The sequence below is a fragment of the Delftia sp. K82 genome (assembly GCF_002193035.1).
Classification (GTDB): Bacteria; Pseudomonadota; Gammaproteobacteria; order Burkholderiales; family Burkholderiaceae_C; genus Comamonas; species Comamonas acidovorans.
This window is the reverse complement of the sequence record NZ_MYFL01000001.1, coordinates 2,638,404-2,654,857: the sequence shown is the minus strand read 5'-3', so window position 1 is coordinate 2,654,857 and position 16,454 is coordinate 2,638,404. Positions and strand designations below refer to the sequence as shown.

Sequence of the window (16,454 nt, the reverse complement as noted above, 5' to 3'; positions counted from 1 at the left end):
GCCTGCCGCCGCCCGGGCCATGGCGGCCGCGCCTGGCACGGCTTGGCCATGAAAGATTCTCTTCGCACGCTGGCCATCTGCCTGGCCCTGGGCCTGCTGCAGATGCTGGGCCTGTGCGCCTGGCTCTGGCAGGCGGGCGCCCAGGCCCCGCCGTGGCTGAGCCTGGCCAGCCTGGCCCTGCTGGTATCCACGGCGCTGCTGTGCGCCATGGGCGCCTGGCGACTGCACAGGCTGCTGCTGTGGCGACGCCGGCGCAGTCCCCGGCCCTCACGCGAAGTGCAGGCCGAGCGCCGGCGCATTGCCGCCGACCTGCACGACGGCGTGGGCGGGCTGCTGGTGCATGCCATGGCCTTGCTGGACCCGCGCGAGACCCGCCAGCGCCAGGCGCAGGAACTGCTGGAGCAGGCCTTGCTGGACCTGCGGCTCATGGTGGATGCCATGGACGCCATGGAAGACGCCTTGCCCGTGCGGCTGGCGCGCCTGCGCCACCGGCTGCAACCCGTGCTGGACCGGCGCGGCATGCGCATCTGCTGGAGCGTGGCCGATCCGCATGCCGCCGCCGGGCTGCGCGGGGTGCCGGACTTGCCAGTCTTGCAAGATCTGCCAGACTTGCCGCGTGGCCAGCCGTCCCAGCAGTTGCTGGCCATCGCCCAGGAGGCCGTGAGCAATGCGCTGCAGCATGCGCGCGCCACCACGCTGTGGCTGGTGCTGGAGCCGGTAGATCGTGCAGATGCTGCAAGCCCTGGCCGCGATGCCCGGCGTGCATTGCACTGGGAACTGCGCGTGGAAGATGACGGCTGCGGCCTGCCGTCCGACCCTGGCCCTGGCCCTGGCCCTGCGCAGGGTGCCATCCCGCCTGGCCTGCAGGGCATGGGCCTGGCAGGCATGCATCGCCGCGCCCATGCCATCGGGGCTGTGCTGGACATCCTGCCGCGGGCCGGTGGGGGTACTGTGGTACGTGTGCGCTGGTGATCGGGTCGATGCGCCGGCGGCAACGGCGTTCCGGCAATTGCGGTGCCCGCTGACAGGGCAGGCCTGCGGCGCGCTGTGCAATCCCCCGATATGCGGATGTGAGGCAGTATCCATACCTGCATCCAAGCCTGACATCCCGTTTCCATGAACCCACATTACGACCCTGCGCCGTCGCCTTCACGGCAGGCCCTTCCTGCAGCCACCGAAGGTGCCAATGCTGCCAATGCAGCCGCGAATTCCGCTACCCATGCAGATTTCGCGCGCAGCGTGCGTTCGGCCCTGCCGGGCCTGGCACAGCTGGCCGACATGGTGCCTGCGCTGCGCCTGCTCACCGGGCTGCTGGTGGCCAGCATCGTCATCGCCGGCCTGTATTTCGGCCAAGGGCTGTTGATTCCGCTGGCCCTGGCGCTGTTGTTCGGTTTTTTGCTGGATCCGGCCGTCTCCCGGCTCAAGCGCTGGGGCATGCCGCGCATGGCGGCCACGCTGCTGGTGGTGGTCATGGCGCTGGCGACGCTGGCGGGAATGGGTACCTATCTGGGCAGCCAGGTGCAGCAGCTCAGCGCCGATCTGCCGACCTACCAGAACACCATCCGCGACAAGCTGCGCAGCCTGCGCAGGAACGCCAACATGCCCAGTGCCTGGGACGGCGCGCTGCGCACCTATGACACCGTGGAGCGCGAGATATCGCGCGGCGCCACCACGCCCCGCGTGCAGAAGGTGGAGATCCAGTCGCCCGAGCAAAAGCCCACGGCGCGCATGCTGCAGTGGCTGGGCCGCGTGGCCGAGCCCGTGACCATGGCCGGCATCGTGCTGCTGTTCGTGATCCTCATCCTGCTGGACCGCGATGACCTGCGCGACCGGTTGCTGCGCCTGATGGGCGGCAACCTGCACGTGGCCACCGACGCGCTGGATGAGGCCTCTCAGCGCATAGGCAAGTACCTGCGCATGCAGTTCGTCGTCAACATCACCTACGGACTGCCCATGGCGGCGGGGCTGTGGTTCATTGGCGTGCCGGGCGCCATTCTCTGGGGCGTGCTGGCGGCCATCATGCGTTTCGTGCCCTATGTGGGGGCCATGATCTCGGCCGCCTTCCCGCTGGCGCTGGCCTTTGCCGTGGACCCGGGCTGGCAGATGCTGCTGATGACGCTGGGCCTGATCATGGCGCTGGAGCTGATCAGCAACAACCTCATCGAGCCCTGGCTGTATGGCAGCAGCACGGGCCTGTCCACGCTGTCCATCATCGTGTCGGCCACCTTCTGGACGGCGCTGTGGGGGCCGATAGGGCTGATCCTGTCCACCCCGCTGACGGTCTGCCTGCTGGTGCTGGGGCGCTACATCCCGGCGCTGCAATTCATGGAAGTGCTGCTGGGCAGCTCGCCCGTGCTGGGGCCGGCCCAGCGCCTGTACCAGCGCCTGCTGGCCGACGACGTGGAAGACGCGGTCACGCTGGCGCATGAACTGGTGGACGCAAGGCTGCCGGCGCGCGCCTCGGCGGACGAACGCTCGGCCGCAGTGGCCGGTTTCTATGACGAGGTGGCCATCCCCGCACTGCGCCTGGCCACGCAGCAGCACCTGGAATCGGCCACGGCCGAACACCGGCTGCGCCTGTCCAGCGGCATGGATGCCCTGATCGAGGAACTGCGCGAAAGCCATCCGGCGCCCGCCGCGGCCCTGGCCACGCGCGCCCTGCGCATCCATTGCGTGGGCGCGCGCTGGGAGGTCGATGCCCTGGCCGCCGCCATGGTGGCGCACAGCGAGGCGCTGCGCGGCCACGTGGTCAGCTGCTCGGACTGGGCCCTGGCCGCCGACCCGCAATGGCGCCAGCTGGGACCGGGGCAGGGCGGCCTGCCGCAAGGCCACGCAGGAGCGCAGGCCCTGGCCGAGGCGCAACTGCTGGTGCTGTCCGTCTTCAGCACCCAGCCCCAGACCGTGGTGCGCCAACTGATGCGCCGCGTGCGCCGCCATTGGCCGCACCTGCGCGTGGTGCTGGCGCTGTGGAATGCGCCGGCCGTGGTGTCCGACCCCGAGTTCGCGCGCCGCTGCGGCGCCGCCGCCTGCGTGTCCGGCCTGCGCGAGCTGCAGTTGTGGGTGGACGCCTTGCGCCTGCCTGACGCGGCAGGCCAGGGCCTGGCCGCGCCCATTCCCGATGACGATGAGCAGCGCGTGCGCCAACTGCACGACAGCGGCGTGCTCGGGCCCGGCCTGCCGCCGCTGTACCACGAGGCAGCCCAGCAGGCCGCCAATGCCTTCGATGTGAAATGGGCCCAGGTCTCATGGGTCGATGCCGACCGCGTGCACACGCCCGGCAGCCTGCTGGTGGCGGACCAGGGCGACCCGGCTTCCGCCGGCATGCCGCGTGCGCAGTCCATCTGCTCCTACGTGGTCCATGGCGGTGACGCCCTGGTGGTGCATGACGCCGCGCGCGACCCCCGATTTGCCGGCAACCCCGCGTTGCAGGCGATGCGGCTGCGCTTTTACGCGGGCGTGCCGCTCAAGAACCGCCACGGCACGGTGCTGGGCAGCTTTTGCATCATGGACGACGCGCCGCGCGAGGTCTCGGCGGCCGATCTGGAACTGCTGGGCGTCATGGCCGAGCAGTTGATGCAGAACGTGGAGGTGCGCCGGATGATGGAAGCTGGCGCTGCACCGGCTCCGGTGCAGACTCCTGCACAAACTTCGGCGCAATTGACATCCCAAACGACACCCCAGCCACCATCGTCGTCACCATCGACAACACCCCAACCGAGTGCTGGCGGCTGAGTCCCGCTTACAGCGAGGTGGCCAGCATCTGCTCGTAGTCGTCGGCGCTGGCCAGGCGCGGGTTCGTGCCGTGGCAATGGTCCTTGAGCGCGCCGCCGATCACGGCCGCGAACTGCGCGCGCTCCACACCCATGGCCGCCAGGCCCGTGGGCAGGCCCAGGCGGGCGTTCATGTCGCGTATGGCTTCGGGAATGTCGCTGCCCGAGTCCAGGCCCATGGCGTGGGCCATGCGCTGCAGGCGCTGTTCGGCACGCACGCTCTCGGCCTCGGCATTGAAGCGCACCACGGCGGGCAGGAACATGGCGTTCAGCGTGCCATGGTGCAGGCGCGGGTTCACGCCGCCCAGGCTGTGGCTGAGGCTGTGCACGCAGCCCAGACCCTTCTGGAAGGCCATGGCGCCCTGCATGCTGGCGCTCATCAGCTGGCGGCGCGCCTCGGCGTCCTGGCCGTTGCGCGTGGCGCGCTCGATGTGGGCCCAGCCGCGCGTGAGGCCATCGAGCGCAATGCCGTCGGCAGGCGGGTTGAAGGCCGCTGCCATGAAGGTCTCCATGCAATGGGCGATGGCGTCCATGCCCGTGGCGGCCGTCAGCATGGCGGGCAGGCCGTAGGTCAGTTCCGGGTCGCAGATGGCGGCACGGGGCACCAGGTGCCAGCTGTGAAAGCCCAGCTTGCGGTGGTCGTCCACGATGATGATGGCGCCGCGCGCCACCTCGCTGCCCGTGCCGCTGGTGGTGGGCACGGCGATCAGCGGGGCCACGCGCTCGCTGATGCGCGGCGAGCCTCCCTCGATGGTGGCGTAGTGCGACAGCGGCCCTTCGTGCGTGGCTGCAATCGCCACGCCCTTGGCGCAGTCGATGGCGCTGCCGCCGCCCACGGCGATCAGGCCGTCGCAGCGCTGCTCCTGGTAGATCGCAGCGGCCGCGCGCACGGCGGCCTCGGTGGGGTTGGAGGGCGTCTGGTCGAACACTGCATGCGGCATGCCGCCCAGCGCATCCAGCGCCTTTTGCAGCACGCCAGCGGCCTTGACGCCCTGGTCGGTGACGATCAGCGGCCGCGTGATACCCACGCGCTCGCACTCCTGGCGCAACAGGCGCACGGCGCCGAAGTCAAACTGGATCTGGGTGACGTAGTTGATGAAGGCCATGGTCGGTGACTCGTTGCGGGCCGTTGCGGCCCATGGTGGGGATCAGGGGGAGTGTGCCGAATCTAGACCGCGCGTGCTGCACTGCAAACAAAGCAAACCCTGAGAGGGCGCTGCGGCGGTCACGGGGGCGACAGCGCGGGCATGCGCTGCCATCGCATGGCTGCCAGGGCCTTGTGCTCGCGGCACAATGCCTGCTGCGCCGCACCTTGCCGGCTGCACCTCGCCGGCCGCACCTTGCCGGCCGCACCGAATTGCCTTGCCAGATAGTCGCTACCGAACCTGTCCCTGAACGTGCTCCTGAACGTGCCCCAGACTGAATCCTCCTCCTATGCCACGCCGCTGCCGGCGTCCCTGACCCACCAGATGCGCGATGTGCTGCGCCGCATGGAGCGCGCCGCGCGCACGCCCCTGCACCAGCTGGGCGCCGAGGGCGCACGTGCCGCCTACGAGGCGGGGGCCGGCGTGCTAGAAATTCCCAAGCCGGCTCTGCCGCGTGTGGAGGATCTGCAGATTCCCGCGCACGATGGCGCCTTGCTGCCCGCTCGGCTCTATGCGCCCGTGGAGCGCAGCCAGGCGCCGGCCACGGGCTTGCCCGTGCTGCTGTACCTGCACGGCGGCGGCTTCACCGTGGGCAGCGTGGCCACGCACGACGTGCTGTGCCGCCAGCTGGCCCATCTGTCGGGCGCCATGGTGGTCTCGCTGGACTATCGGCGCGCGCCAGAGCACAAATTCCCCACGGCCCACAACGACGCCTGGGACGCGCTGCAGTGGCTGGCCGCGCAGGCGGCCTCGCTGGGCGCCGACCCTGCGCGCCTGGCCGTGGGCGGCGACAGCGCAGGCGGCACGCTGGCCGCGGCCTGCGCCATCCATGCGCGCGACACCGGCCTCAAGCTGGCCCTGCAACTGCTGATCTACCCGGGCACGACGGCGAACCAGGACACCGACTCGCACCGCCGCTTCGCGCACGGGCTGGTGATCGACGAGCCGGCCATCACCTGGTTCTTCGCCCAGTACCTCAACAGCCCCGCCGACCGCGAGGACTGGCGCTTTGCCCCGCTGCTGGCCCCCGATGTGGACGGCGTGGCCCCGGCCTGGATAGGCCTGGCCGAATGCGACCCGCTGGTGGATGAGGGCGTGGAATACGCCGACAAGCTGCGCATGTCGGGCGTGCCCGTGGACCTGGAGATCTACCGGGGCGTGACCCATGAATTCGTCAAGATGGGCCGTGCCATTGCCGAAGCGCGCCGTGCACATGCCGACATGGCGCGCGCCTTGAGCGACGCCTTCGCGGCCTGAAGGCCAAGACGCACCAAAAACACACCAAGACACCCCAAGACAACAGGAGAGAAACACCCCCATGCAACGCCAAGATTTCCGCACGCTGCAACGCATCGAAGTGCGCTGGTCCGAAGTGGACGCCCAGAAGATCGTCTTCAACGCCCACTACCTGATGTACGCCGACGTGGCCGTCACCGACTACTGGCGCCAGCTGGGCATGCCCTATGAATCGTCCTTCGCGGCCCTGGGCGGCGAGCTGTTCGTCAAGAAGGCCACCACCACCTACCACGCATCGGCCACGCTGGGCGACGTGCTGCATGTGGGCATACGCTGTGCCAGGCAGGGCAATACCTCGCTGCTGTTCGAGGCCGGCATCTTCCGGGGCATGGAACTGCTCAATACCGTGGAGCTGGTCTATGTGTTCGCCGATGCCACCACGCGCCAGCCGCTGCCCGTGCCGCAGCAGCTGCGCGACGTGCTCACGGCCTATGAGGCCGGCCAGAGCGTGGTGCGCGTGGCATCGGGCAGCTGGAACGACCTGGGCCGCGACGCCGAGCGCCTGCGCCTGGCCGTGTTCGTGCACGAGCAGGGCGTGCCGCGCGAGATCGAGATCGACGAGTTCGACCCCGTGGCCCGCCACGCCGTGGTCTACAACGGCCTGGGCCAGCCGATCGCCACCGGCCGCCTGGTCAGCGACAGCCCCGGCGCGGGCAGGATCGGCCGCATGGCCGTGGACCGCAGCGTGCGCGGCGGCCGCTGGGGCCGCATCGTGCTGGACAGCCTGGTCGAAGCCTCGCGCCAGCGCGGCGACCGCGAAGTCGTGCTGCATGCGCAGCGCCATGCCGAGTCGTTCTACCTGCGCGCGGGCTTCAAGCCGGAAGGCGAGCCCTATGAAGAGGCCGGCATCCCCCACATCACCATGAGGAAAGTGCTCACCGCCTGAGCTGCAGGCAGCTCAGGCGGTGCAAGGTTCAAATCTCAAATGTCCTCGCGCAACGTGTAGGGCAGGGGCTTGAGCTGCAGCGCCACGGCCTGTGCGGCATCGGCGCGCTGGCCTTCGCCCAGGGCGGCGTGGGCCAGCAGGGGCTGGTCGGCCGAGCTGGTCTGCATGGAGACGATGGCGTCCCAGCCCCCGCCGGGCACCGGGGCGGCCTGGACCACGGTGCCGGTGGCCTGCTCCAGGTCCTCGGGCGTGAAGACCTCCATGCCGGTGGCCAGCGGCTGCTGTGCATGGGCCAGGTAGGCGCGGCGCTTGAGCGTGCCCCGGAACTGGCTGCGGGCCACCACTTCCTGGCCTGGGTAGCAGCCCTTCTTGAAATTCACGCCTTCCACCGATTCGTAGTTGAGCATCTGCGGCACAAAGGCATCCACCACAGGCGCCGACAGCGTGGCAATGCCGCTGGCGACTTCGCTCCAGAGCCAGTCGGCCTCGCTGAGTGCAGGGCCTTCGGGCAGGGGCGCGCCCACGGGCGCCACGCGCAGGGCGCGCGGCTGGCCAGCGGCCGGGTACAGGGCGATCAGGCTGGCGTCGCCGTCATCGGTCTTGGTCCAGGGCACGGCTGCCGGGCCCAGGGCCTGCGCGGCGGCATCGCCAGCCAGCCCGTGCAGCGTGAATTCGGCCGTGGCGTCGCTGAGCTTGCACTTGGCGCGCAGCACGAACATGGACAGGCGCTTGAGCGTGGGTGCCAGCAGGCTGCGGTCGCACAGCAGCAGGATCTCGTCCTTGCTGCGCTTGAAGCCGATGAAGCTGGCCAGCATGCGCCCCTTGGCCGTGCAGAACGCCGCCAGACGCGCATGCTGCAGATCCAGCAGCGCGAAGTCGTTGGTCAGCTGTCCATGCAGGAACTGGGCGGCGTCTTCGCCGAGGGCGCGTATCACGCCGAGATGGGAAACGGAAGCAATGCCGTTCAGTAAAGGCTGGGTCATGGCTGAATTATGATCAGCCGCTCTATTGCTTGCTTGGACCGAGGTTGTGCGCTTTATCTTTCGCGCTTTGATGATGTTGCTGGTGCTGGCCGCTGTGCTGGCCGGTGCCGGCTGGTGGTGGCTGAACCAGCCGCTGCCGCTGGCCCAGCCCACGCTGGAGCTGGAGGTCGAGCCCGGCACCACGCCGCGTGGCGTGGCCCGCGAAGTGGTCAAGGCCGGCGTGCAGACCGATGCGCGGCTGCTGTACGCCTGGTTCCGCGTCTCGGGGCAGGACCGGCAGATCAAGGCCGGCAACTATGAGCTGACCACGGGCCTGACTCCCTATGTGCTGCTGCAAAAACTCGCGCGCGGCGAGGAATCGCTCAAGGCCCTGACCCTGGTGGAAGGCTGGAACTGGCGCCAGGTGCGCGCGGCCCTGGCCCGCGAGGAATTCCTGCGCCAGGAAAGCGCAGGCATGGACGACGCTGCCCTCATGCAGGCCCTGGGCCGCGCGGGCGTGGCGCCCGAGGGCCGCTTCTTCCCAGATACCTATACCTATGCCAAGGGCAGCTCCGACCTGGCCGTGCTGCGCCGCGCCCTGCACGCCATGGACCGGCGCCTGGCCGATGTCTGGGCGCTGCGCTCGGCCGACACGCCGCTCAAGACGCCCGACGAAGCGCTGATCCTGGCCAGCATCGTCGAGAAGGAGACCGGCCGCGCGGCCGACCGCGCACAGATTGCCGGTGTCTTCAGCAACCGCCTGCGCATCGGCATGCTGCTGCAGACCGATCCCACCGTGATCTACGGCCTGGGCGAGAAATTCGACGGCAACCTGCGCCGCCGCGACCTGCAGACCGATACTCCCTGGAACACCTATACCCGCGCGGGCCTGCCGCCCACGCCCATCGCCATGCCCGGCAAGGCCGCCCTCATGGCCGCCGTGCAGCCCGGACAGACCAAGGCGCTGTACTTTGTGGCGCGTGGCGACGGCACCAGCCATTTCAGTGCCTCGCTGGACGAGCACAACCGCGCCGTGAACCGCTACCAGCGCGGCCAGCAAAGCCCTGGGCAAAAGCCCTGAGATATTCCCCCAGGGCTGCTGCGCTTTGCGCAGCGCTTGCGTATCCTCTCTTCCCATATGACCACTGCAAATCCCGCCGGCCTGTTCATCAGCTTCGAAGGCATCGATGGCGCCGGCAAGTCCTCGCACATCGCGTCGCTGGCCCAGGCTTTCCGTGACCAGGGCCGCACGGTGACGCTCACCCGCGAGCCCGGCGGCACGCCGCTGGCCGAAAAGCTGCGCGCGCTGATGCTGCACGACGCCATGGACGCGCTGACCGAGGCCCTGATCGCCTTTGCCGCGCGACGCGACCACCTGGTGCAGGTGATCGAGCCCGCGCTTGCGCGCGGCGAAGTCGTGCTCTGCGACCGCTTCACCGACGCCACCTTTGCCTACCAGGGTGCGGGCCGGGGCTTCGACCTGCAGCCGCTGGCCACGCTGGAGCGCATGGTGCAGACGGGCACCGCCCCCCAGCCCGATCTGCTGCGCGAGCCCCACCTGACGCTCTGGTTCGACCTGCCCGCCGAGGTGGCCGCCGAGCGCCTGGCCTCGGCCCGTGTCCCGGACCGCTTCGAGTCCGAGCCCGGCAGCTTTTTCGCACGCGTGGCCCAGGGCTATGCGGCGCGCGCTGCCGCCGCGCCCCAGCGCTTTGCGCGCATCGACTCCAACGCCAGCCGGCATGCGGTCTGGCAGCAGATCACCCAGGTCATGGTGCGCCGGGGCTGGCTGGCCATCATGGTCGGCGGACAGGCAGGTGCGGCATGAGCGAGGCCCTGCCACAACCGGCCGAGACCGACACCGCCTGGATCGCCGGGCAACGCACGCGCCTGCTGGCCCAGCGCGGCCACGCCTGGCTGCTGCAGGGGCCTTCCGGCCTGGGCCAGTACGCGCTGTCGCTGTCGCTGGTGCGCGCCTGGCTGTGCGAATCGCCGTCGCCCCATGGGGCCTGCGGCCACTGCGGCAGCTGCCACGCCATCGACGTGCGCGCCCATGCCGATCTGTGCGTGCTCATGCCCGAGGTGCAGATGATGGCGCTGGGCTGGCCGCTGCCCGAAAAGGCCCAGGCCGATATCGACGACAAGAAACGCAAGCCCAGCAAGGAAATCCGTGTCGAGGCCATGCGCGACGCCGTGGAGTTCTGCCAGCGCACCAGTGCGCGCGGGCGCGGCAAGGCCGTGCTGGTCTACCCGGCCGAGCAGATGAACGCCATCACGGCCAATGCGCTGCTCAAGACGCTGGAGGAGCCGCCGGGCGATGCCCGCTTCGTGCTGGCCAGCGAGGCGGCCCACCAGCTGCTGCCCACCATCCGCAGCCGTTGCCTGACCCACACCATGGCCTGGCCCGATCAGCAAGAGGCCCTGGACTGGCTGCAGGGGCAGGGCGTGGCCCCGGAAGCGGCCGCCGTGGCGCTGCGCGCCGCAGGCGGGCGGCCCGGCGACGCGCTGGCATTGGCGCACAGCGGTGGCGGCAAGGACATGGCCGCTTGGTCCCAGTTGCCGCGCGCGCTGGCCAAGGGCGATGTGGCGGCCCTGGCCGCCTATGCTCCGCCCCATGCCGTGGAGGCCTTGCAGAAGATCTGCCACGACCTGATGGCCCTGGCCGCAGGCGCCGCGCCGCGCTACTTCACGCCGGCCGACCTGCCTTCGCGGCCGCTGGACATGGGCCTGCTGGCCGAATGGTCACGCGCCCTGGCCCAGGCCGCGCGCACGGCGGACCACCCCTTCAACGCCGGGCTCATGACCGAGGCCCTGGCCGCCGAGGCCCGGCGCGTGCTCATGTCCGGCCAGCCTGCCCGCCAGCGCCGGGGATGAGGCGCGGGGCGTGGCGGCAGTGCGGCAACGCGGCTGGGTGCTTTTCGCCACATGAAAGCCCGTCCTGTTAACCTACTGCCCTGGGCCCGGTGCCGATCGCGCCGGCCGCTCACCGAACCAATGTCTGCAAACCACCCATGAGCACCGCACCCACCACACCCCGTCCCAGCGTGATGCAACTGGCGATCAAGGAAAAGGCAGCGCTGTACGCCGCCTACATTCCCATGTTCGCCGAAGGGGGCGTTTTCGTGCCCACGCAGCGTGAGTACCGTCTTGGCGATGATGTCTACGTGCTGCTGACCCTGCCCGACGAGCCGCAGCGCTATCCCGTGGCCGGCCGCGTGGCATGGATCACGCCCGCGCGCGCCTCGGGCAACCGCACGCAGGGCATAGGCATACAGTTCCCCAAGGACGAGAAGTCCGCCGAGCTCAAGGCCAAGATCGAGAACATCCTGGGCTCGGCCCTGGCATCGGACAAGGCCACGCAGACGGTCTGAGTCCTGCACCTGCCTCTGCCCGCATGCCGACACGGAGGAAATGCTCTCCGGTCGGCATGCCTGTTTCTGAACCACGAGATTCCATGTTTACCGATTCCCACTGCCATCTGAATTTCCCCGAGCTGCAAAGCCGCCTGCCCGAGATCCGCGAGGCCATGGCGGCCGCGCGCGTCACGCGTGCGCTGTGCATCTGCACCACGATGGAGGAATTCGGCGATGTGCACCAGCTGGCGCTGGACCACGACAATTTCTGGGCCACGGTGGGCGTGCACCCCGATACGGAACACATGACCGAGCCCAGCGTGGCCGACCTGGTCGAGCGCGCCGCACTGGCGCGCGTGGTGGCCATCGGCGAAACGGGACTGGACTACTACGGCATGGAAGACCGCAAGGGCGGGCGCACCATTGCCGACCTGGAGTGGCAGCGCGAGCGCTTTCGCGTGCACATCCGCGCGGCACGCCAGACACACAAGCCCCTGGTCATCCACACGCGCAGCGCCTCTGATGACACGCTGGCCATCCTGCGCGAAGAAGGCGAGGACGGCTCGGCAGGCCAGGCTGGCGGTGTCTTTCACTGCTTCACCGAGACCATGGAGGTCGCGCGTGCGGCGCTGGACCTGGGCTACTACATCTCCATGTCGGGCATCGTCACTTTCAAGAACGCCCAGCACCTGCGCGACGTGGCCGCCTTCGTGCCGGCCGACCGCCTGCTGATCGAGACCGACAGCCCCTACCTGGCGCCCGTTCCCTATCGCGGCAAGACCAACAATCCGTCCTACGTGCCTTACGTGGCACAGCAGATTGCGCAGGTGCGCGGCATGGCCGTGGAGGACGTGGCGGCCCTGACCAGTGCCAACTTCGACCAGCTGTTCAAGGGGGTTGTCGCATGCGACTGAATGCTGTGGCCGTCGGCCGTGTGGACCGTCGCCGCTGGCTGGCCCGGGCCGGCCAGGCCGTGGTGGCCCTGGCCGCAGCCAGCGGCGGGCTGGCGCATGCCAGCCAGTACGACGACTACGTGCGCGCCATCATCAGCGACAACGAGCGCGCCATGGTCAACCTGATCTTTCGCGGCTTCGACCCCAACACCCGCGACACGCGCGGCCGCCCGGGCCTGGTAGCGGCCCTGCACCAGGGCTCGCTGGGTGTCTTCGACGTGCTGCTCAAATCCCCGGGCATCAAGGTCAACGAAGCCTCCCAGCAGGGCGAAACGCCGCTGATGATGGCCTGCATCAAGGGCCACCTGGACCTGGCAAAGGAACTCATACGCCGGGGCGCCGATGTCAACCGCCCCGGCTGGACGCCGCTGCACTACGCCACCTCGGCCGACCTGCCCAAGACGCTGGACATCGTCAAGCTGCTGCTGGACAACAGCGCCTACATCGACGCCGACTCGCCTAACGGCACCACCCCGCTGATGCTGGCCGCCCAATACAGCAGCGAAGCCGTGGTGGACCTGCTGATCAAGGAGGGCGCCGACGTCGTCCTGCGCAACCAGCGCGGCTTCACCGCCGCCGACTTTGCCCGGCAGGTGGACCGCCAGTACATGGTCGACAAACTCACCAAGGCCATCAAGGCCGAGCGCAAGACCCAGCCTTCGCGCGGAAGCTGGTAGCAGAAAGCCAGGCGAGTGGCACTGCCGGTGCCGCCGCTGTCCACCTCAGGTTGTGTGATTCCTGCTCAATCGGGCGTACAGGCCGTCCCGCGCCAGCAGCTCGGCATGCGTACCCTGCTCGGCAATGCGGCCGCGCTCCATCACCACCACGCGGTCGGCATGCTCGATGGTCGAGAGCCGGTGGGCGATGACCAGGGTCGTGCGGCCCTGCATCAGCCGCGTCAGCGCCTCCTGCACCAGGCGCTCGGATTCGTTGTCCAGGGCCGAGGTGGCCTCGTCCAGGATCAGGACCGGCGCATCCTTGTACAGCGCCCGCGCAATCGCCAGCCGCTGGCGCTGGCCCCCCGACAACTGGCTGGCGTTGTGGCCCACCACCGTCTGCAGGCCGTTGGACAGGCCGCGCACGTGGGTGCCCAGATTGGCGGCATCCAGCGCGGCCCACAGCTGGGCCTCGTCTTCCACCCCGCCCAGCGCCACGTTGGCGGCAATGGTGTCGTTGAACATCACCACATCCTGGCTGACCATGGCGAACTGCTGGCGCAGCGCGGCCAGATCCCATTCGGGCAGGGGCGTTCCGTCCAGCAGCAACTGGCCGCCCGTGGGCTGCAAAAATCGTGGCAGCAGGTTCACCAGCGTGGTCTTGCCCGCACCGGAGGGGCCGACCAGGGCCACCACCTCGCCCGGGCGCACGCGCAGGTCCACATGGCTCAGTGCGGGTGCCTTGTCCTCGCCAAACTGCACGGACACGTCGCGCAACTCGATCTCGCCACGCGCCTTGCCGGGCACCTGCGTGCCGCCGGTCTCGTCGCCCGAGCCCTCCAGCAGATGCAGGCCCCGCTCCAGCGCCGCCACGCCACGCGTGATGGGGTTGGCCACATCGGCCAGGCGTCGGATAGGGGCAATCAGCATCAGCATGGCCGTGATGAAGGCCGCAAAGCTGCCCACCGTCACGTCCTGCACATTGGCCGCAGCAGCGCCCGTGCCCCGGCTTTGCCACAGCGCAATGCAGATCACGGCCGACAGGGCGGCGGCGGCCAGCAACTGGGTCAGCGGCGTCATGGCCGCCGAGGCGATGGTGGCCTTGATGGCCAGCTTGCGCAACTGCCCGCTCAGGCCGCCAAAGCGCTTTTGCTGGCCCTGTTGCGCGCCATGCAGGCGCACCATGCGGTGGGCCAGAACGTTCTCTTCCACCACATAGGCCAGGGAATCGGTGGCCTCCTGGCTGATCTTGGTGATGCGGTACAGGCGGCGCGACAGCGTCTTCATGATCCAGGCCACGCCCGGCACCACGGCCGCCACCACCAGCGTCAGCTGCCAGTTCAGATACAGCAGGTAGCCCAGCAGCGCCACCAGCGTGAACCCGTCGCGCGATATGCCCAGCATGGCCTGCACCAGCAGCGTGGAGCCGGTCTGCACCTCATAGACCACGGTGTTGGACAGCGATGAGGCCGATTGGCGCGAGAACAGCGCCATATCGGCCGCCAGCAGCCGCTCGAACAGGCGCTTGCGCAGCGCCAGCATGCCCTCGTTGGCAATGCGCGCCAGCGCGTACTGGCCCACGAACTGCGACAGGCCCCGCACCAGGAACACGCCGATGATGGCCAGCGGCACCGACCACAGTGGCAGCGTGCCGTCGGTGAAGCCGCTGTCCAGCAGCGGCTGCAGCAGGGCAGGGATCAATGGCTCGGTGACCGCGCCCACCAGCGTGGCAGCCACGGCCAGCGTCCAGGCCAGGCGCTGGCCACCAAAGTAGGGTGACAGGCGCTTGAGGCGCTGCGACAGGGTCAGGGTGCTGGCGAGATCAAGGGCCGCCGGTGCGGCGGACGGCGCAGGGGCCGGCGGCGGTGAGGATGGTGCTTGCATGAAGCGCGGATTTTACGGCGGGCTTGCCTGGGGCTGCCTCATGGGGAACTGATGCGGCTGGCGGGGATCGAGAAAGCCTGGGCCGACAGACCCTACAGTGCACGTTCTTACATCGAGACGCATCCAGTGTGTGTAACATTCGCACCTGTGCAAGTACCGGGGTCTTCCCGTAGATATTGATGAATGCCAATGACTATTGACCGACTCCTTTCTCCCTCCTCCCTGGCGGCCGTGCCGCGCACTTCGCGCCGAACCCTGCTGGCCGCTCTCGCTTCAACCCCCGCAATTCCCGCGCTGGCCCAGTTCCGCGTCGAAGTGACGGGCGTGGGCCTGACCCAGTTGCCCATCGCCATTGCAGCATTCAAGGGAGAAGGGCAGGCGCCCCAGAAGATCTCGGCCATCATCCAGGCTGACCTGGAGCGCAGCGGTCAATTCCGCGCCGTGGACACGGCCGGCGTCCAGCTGGACGAAACCTCGCGCCCCGATGTTGCCATGTGGCGCCAAAAGAGCGCTGACTCGCTGGCCGTGGGCAGCATCACGCGCCTGGCCGATGGCCGCTACGACGTGCGCTTTCGCCTTTGGGACGTGGTCAAGGGCCAGGACCTGGGCGGCCAGGGCTTTGCCGTCACCACCGGCGACCTGCGCCTGGTGGCCCACCGCATCTCCGACTACATCTACGAAAAACTCACGGGCGAGAAGGGCGTGTTCTCCACGCGCATCGCCTACGTGACCAAGGCGGGCAGCAACTACCGCCTGTGGGTGGCTGATGCCGATGGCGAGAACGCCCAGTCGGCCCTGTCCAGCCCGGAACCCATCATCTCGCCTGCTTGGTCGCCCACCGGCACGCAGCTGGCCTACGTGTCCTTCGAGTCGCGCAAGCCCGTGGTCTATGTACACGATGTGGCCAGTGGCCGCCGCCGCCTGGTTGCCAACTTCCGGGGCTCCAACAGCGCACCGGCCTGGTCGCCTGACGGCAACTCCCTGGCCGTCACGCTCAGCCGCGATGGCGGCTCGCAGCTGTACCTGATCAGCGCCCAGGGCGGCGAGCCGCGCCGACTGATGCAAAGCAGCGGCATCGACACCGAGCCGAACTTCTCCAGCGATGGCCGCTCCATCTACTTCGTCAGCGACCGTGGCGGTGCTCCGCAGATCTACAAGGTGCCGGCCTCCGGCGGCAGTGCGGAACGCGTCACCTTCACCGGCAACTACAACATCTCGCCCAGCGTCAGCCCCGATGGAAAGTGGCTTGCCTACGTCTCGCGCGTGGGCGGCGGCTTCAAGCTCCACGTCATGGACCTGGGCACCGGCACAGTGAATGCCATCACCGACACCACGGCCGACGAAAGCCCCAGCTTCGCCCCGAACAGCCGCCTGATCGTCTACGCCACCCTGCAGCAGGGCCGCGAATCCCTGATGACCACCACGCTCGACGGCAAGATCAAGGCGCGGCTGGCAGGGCAGGGCGGTGACATCCGCGAGCCCGACTGGGGTCCGTTCCAGCGCCAGTGATATCCGGCTTCCTCGATTTCTTTTCAGTCAACCAGTCAACTCA

14 protein-coding genes are annotated in these 16,454 nt (G+C 69.0%); 11 read left to right on the top strand and 3 right to left on the bottom strand.

All coding sequences use genetic code 11. From position 1 onward, the window contains the following. Positions 1-48 precede the first annotated feature (48 nt). Together KDK82_RS11725 and KDK82_RS11720 are read left to right on the top strand one after the other, a co-directional pair. On the top strand, positions 49-972 hold the full coding sequence (locus KDK82_RS11725; RefSeq protein WP_256974457.1) for a sensor histidine kinase: 924 nt from the start codon (positions 49-51) through the stop codon (positions 970-972). Between the two features lie 144 nt (positions 973-1,116). After that, positions 1,117-3,732: an AI-2E family transporter gene (locus KDK82_RS11720; protein ID WP_088164972.1), complete on the top strand. Its 2,616-nt coding sequence runs from the start codon at positions 1,117-1,119 to the stop codon at positions 3,730-3,732. Between the two features lie 7 nt (positions 3,733-3,739). Here KDK82_RS11720 and KDK82_RS11715 read toward each other — a convergent pair whose 3' ends face one another. Continuing rightward, the gene (locus tag KDK82_RS11715) at positions 3,740-4,876 is read right to left on the bottom strand and encodes an iron-containing alcohol dehydrogenase (protein ID WP_012205221.1); all 1,137 of its coding nucleotides are present in this window, start codon (positions 4,874-4,876) and stop codon (positions 3,740-3,742) included. A 291-nt stretch (positions 4,877-5,167) separates the two neighbouring features. Between KDK82_RS11715 and KDK82_RS11710 the strand changes: the two genes are divergently transcribed. Continuing rightward, positions 5,168-6,172 carry an alpha/beta hydrolase gene (locus KDK82_RS11710; protein WP_088164971.1) on the top strand — a complete coding sequence of 335 codons (1,005 nt, stop codon included), beginning with the start codon at positions 5,168-5,170 and terminating at the stop codon, positions 6,170-6,172. Positions 6,173-6,233: 61 nt separating this feature from the next. Then, positions 6,234-7,097, top strand: coding sequence for a YbgC/FadM family acyl-CoA thioesterase (locus KDK82_RS11705; protein ID WP_088164970.1), 864 nt, complete (start codon positions 6,234-6,236; stop codon positions 7,095-7,097). Positions 7,098-7,132: 35 nt separating this feature from the next. Here the strand turns inward: KDK82_RS11705 and KDK82_RS11700 are convergent, their stop codons facing one another. Next, a complete protein-coding gene (locus tag KDK82_RS11700) occupies positions 7,133-8,080 on the bottom strand; it encodes a folate-binding protein YgfZ (RefSeq protein WP_088164969.1) in 948 nt (315 codons plus the stop codon). A 46-nt stretch (positions 8,081-8,126) separates the two neighbouring features. Here KDK82_RS11700 and mltG point away from each other — a divergent pair, with 46 nt between their 5' ends. The 6 genes from mltG (at position 8,127) to KDK82_RS11670 (ending at position 13,039) form a co-directional block, all read left to right on the top strand. Continuing rightward, entirely contained in the window at positions 8,127-9,140 is a 1,014-nt protein-coding gene (gene mltG, locus KDK82_RS11695) for an endolytic transglycosylase MltG (protein ID WP_080736847.1), read from the top strand. A 57-nt stretch (positions 9,141-9,197) separates the two neighbouring features. Beyond that, positions 9,198-9,884, top strand: a complete 687-nt coding sequence (gene tmk, locus KDK82_RS11690; RefSeq protein WP_088164968.1) for a dTMP kinase — start codon at positions 9,198-9,200, stop codon at positions 9,882-9,884. Then, positions 9,881-10,930 (top strand): hypothetical protein, encoded by a 1,050-nt coding sequence (locus KDK82_RS11685; protein WP_088164967.1) that lies wholly within the window; start codon positions 9,881-9,883, stop codon positions 10,928-10,930. Before tmk ends, KDK82_RS11685 begins: the two co-directional genes overlap by 4 nt. 137 nt (positions 10,931-11,067) lie before the next feature. Then, entirely contained in the window at positions 11,068-11,427 is a 360-nt protein-coding gene (locus tag KDK82_RS11680) for a PilZ domain-containing protein (RefSeq protein ID WP_012205228.1), read from the top strand. 83 nt (positions 11,428-11,510) lie between these two features. Further along, positions 11,511-12,323, top strand: coding sequence for a TatD family hydrolase (locus tag KDK82_RS11675; RefSeq protein ID WP_088164966.1), 813 nt, complete (start codon positions 11,511-11,513; stop codon positions 12,321-12,323). Beyond that, entirely contained in the window at positions 12,314-13,039 is a 726-nt protein-coding gene (locus tag KDK82_RS11670) for an ankyrin repeat domain-containing protein (protein ID WP_071955534.1), read from the top strand. The genes KDK82_RS11675 and KDK82_RS11670 overlap by 10 nt, the downstream gene beginning before the upstream one ends. 45 nt (positions 13,040-13,084) lie before the next feature. Here KDK82_RS11670 and msbA read toward each other — a convergent pair whose 3' ends face one another. Further along, positions 13,085-14,902, bottom strand: a complete 1,818-nt coding sequence (gene msbA / locus KDK82_RS11665) for a lipid A export permease/ATP-binding protein MsbA (RefSeq protein ID WP_088164965.1) — start codon at positions 14,900-14,902, stop codon at positions 13,085-13,087. Between the two features lie 189 nt (positions 14,903-15,091). On the opposite strand from msbA, the gene tolB reads away from it, so the two are divergent. Continuing rightward, a complete protein-coding gene (gene tolB / locus KDK82_RS11660; protein WP_013802697.1) occupies positions 15,092-16,411 on the top strand; it encodes a Tol-Pal system beta propeller repeat protein TolB in 1,320 nt (439 codons plus the stop codon). Positions 16,412-16,454: the final 43 nt, after the last annotated feature.

Coding starts and splice junctions, on each gene's coding strand:
- KDK82_RS11700 (WP_088164969.1), bottom strand. CDS start 8,080: ATGACCCAGCCTTTACTGAACGGCATTGCTTCCGTTTCCCATCTCGGC.
- tmk (WP_088164968.1), top strand. CDS start 9,198: ATGACCACTGCAAATCCCGCCGGCCTGTTCATCAGCTTCGAAGGCATC.
- KDK82_RS11725 (WP_256974457.1), top strand. CDS start 49: ATGAAAGATTCTCTTCGCACGCTGGCCATCTGCCTGGCCCTGGGCCTG.
- KDK82_RS11675 (WP_088164966.1), top strand. CDS start 11,511: ATGTTTACCGATTCCCACTGCCATCTGAATTTCCCCGAGCTGCAAAGC.
- KDK82_RS11715 (WP_012205221.1), bottom strand. CDS start 4,876: ATGGCCTTCATCAACTACGTCACCCAGATCCAGTTTGACTTCGGCGCC.
- KDK82_RS11705 (WP_088164970.1), top strand. CDS start 6,234: ATGCAACGCCAAGATTTCCGCACGCTGCAACGCATCGAAGTGCGCTGG.
- KDK82_RS11670 (WP_071955534.1), top strand. CDS start 12,314: ATGCGACTGAATGCTGTGGCCGTCGGCCGTGTGGACCGTCGCCGCTGG.
- KDK82_RS11685 (WP_088164967.1), top strand. CDS start 9,881: ATGAGCGAGGCCCTGCCACAACCGGCCGAGACCGACACCGCCTGGATC.
- msbA (WP_088164965.1), bottom strand. CDS start 14,902: ATGCAAGCACCATCCTCACCGCCGCCGGCCCCTGCGCCGTCCGCCGCA.
- KDK82_RS11720 (WP_088164972.1), top strand. CDS start 1,117: ATGAACCCACATTACGACCCTGCGCCGTCGCCTTCACGGCAGGCCCTT.
- tolB (WP_013802697.1), top strand. CDS start 15,092: ATGACTATTGACCGACTCCTTTCTCCCTCCTCCCTGGCGGCCGTGCCG.
- KDK82_RS11680 (WP_012205228.1), top strand. CDS start 11,068: ATGAGCACCGCACCCACCACACCCCGTCCCAGCGTGATGCAACTGGCG.